The organism is Burkholderia sp. E168m23, assembly GCF_016586125.1.
GTDB lineage: Bacteria > Pseudomonadota > Gammaproteobacteria > Burkholderiales > Burkholderiaceae > Burkholderia > Burkholderia orbicola.
Window position 1 is genome coordinate 1 of sequence record NZ_BCPP01001241.1, and the last position, 1,677, is coordinate 1,677.

General features: G+C 69.9%; 1 protein-coding gene. It reads right to left on the reverse strand.

Going from position 1 to position 1,677, the window contains the following annotated elements:
• Positions 1 to 149: 149 nt before the first annotated feature.
• Positions 150 to 1,502, reverse strand: a complete 1,353-nt coding sequence (locus JMF90_RS36135; RefSeq protein ID WP_175809959.1) for a sigma-54 dependent transcriptional regulator — start codon at positions 1,500 to 1,502, stop codon at positions 150 to 152.
• Positions 1,503 to 1,677: the final 175 nt, after the last annotated feature.

Here is a 1,677-nt window from a genome sequence, read left to right on the forward strand (position 1 = left end):
ACTCGACGCGCTGCTCAAGAAGGCGCTCGACGGCAACGCGGCCTGAGCGCCGCCGAATCGGATTCGAAGGGGCGCGCACCGCACCGCCTCTTTCGGTAAAACAACGGACCGCATGACCGGGCACCCCGGTTCCGCGGTCCGTTTGCTTTTCAGCGCTCGGTGTCGCCTTTCGCCGACAGCCCGTAGCGCTTCATCTTCTCGTACAGCGTCGCCTTGCCGACATGCAGCCGGTCGGCCGTCGCGGCGACCGCGCCGCCCGTCTGGTTCAGCGCCTCGGCGATCACCGCGCGCTCGAACTGCTCGATGCGCTCCTTCAGCGTCTGGTCGTTGTCGGCGTCGTCGCCCGTACCCGTTTCCGGCGGCATGTCGGCCACGCCGAGCACGAAGCGGTCGGCCGCATTGCGCAGCTCGCGCACGTTGCCCGGCCAGTCGCGCTGCATCAGGCTCGCGCGCTGCCGGTCGGTCAGCACCGGCGCCGGCCGCCCGTAGCGCACGGCCGCATCGAGCATGAAGTGCTCGAACAGCGGCACGATGTCCTCGCGGCGCTCGGCGAGCGGCGGCAGCGCGATCGTCACGACGTTGAGCCGGTACAGCAGGTCGCGCCGGAACGTGCCGGCCGCGACCAGTTCGCTCATGTCGCCCTTCGCGGCCGCGACCACGCGGCAGTTCACGCGGATCGGCTGGTTCGAGCCGAGCCGTTCCAGCACACCGTCCTGCAGCACGCGCAACAGCTTCACCTGCAGCGCGAGCGGCATGCTTTCGATTTCGTCGAGGAACAGCGTGCCGCCGGACGCGTATTCGAGCTTGCCGACGCGCCGCTTCGCCGCACCGGTGAACGCCCCGGGCTCGTAGCCGAACATCTCCGACTCGAACATCGGCTCGGGCAGCGCGCCGCAATTGACCGCGATGAACGGCTTGTCGCGGCGCGGCGACAGCTCGTGCAGGCTGCGCGCGATCAGTTCCTTGCCGGCGCCCGTGTCGCCGTTGATCAGCACCGACGCGTCGGTGGGCGCGACGTTCGCGATCAGCTTGCGCACCTGCTCGATCGCAGGGCTGCGGCCGATGATGCGCGGCGCGACCACGTTCTGCCCGGCCAGCTCGCGCCGCAGCGCGTGGTTCTCGAGCACGAGCTCGCGGCGCTCGAGCGCGCGGCGCACCGTCTCGATCAGGCGCTCGGCCGCGAACGGCTTTTCGATGAAGTCGTACGCGCCGTCGCGCATCGCCTGGACGGCCATCGAGATGTCGCCGTGCCCGGTGACGAGAATCACCGGCACGTCGGGCACGCGCTCGCGGCACTGCGCGAGCACGTCGAGCCCGCTCGCGCCGGGCAGCCGGATGTCGCTGACGATCACGCCGGCGGTATCCGCGACGATCGCCTTCTCGGCCGCCTCGGCCGACTCGAAGCCGGCGACGTCGAAGCCCGCCAGTTGAAGGCTCTGCACGCTCGCCCGGCGCACGAGCGCATCGTCTTCGATATAGATCACTTGCAGCCGGTTGGCCATCTTGGTCACTTGCTCCTGACAGGCCGCGCGGCGCTGGTGCGTGCGGCTCTCGTTGATTCCGATCGTTCGTCGACCGGCCTGTTCACGCTAATGCGAGCCCGCCGGCTCGGACACGGAGTCCGGATGATGCGTGCGGGCGCGCCGCAGCGTCAAGACGAACAGCGCGCCGCCCGAC

What these genes read in the sequence shown, in the direction of transcription:
- JMF90_RS36135 (WP_175809959.1), bottom strand. Translation starts at nt 1,502, where the DNA reads ATGGCCAACCGGCTGCAAGTGATCTATATCGAAGACGATGCGCTCGTG.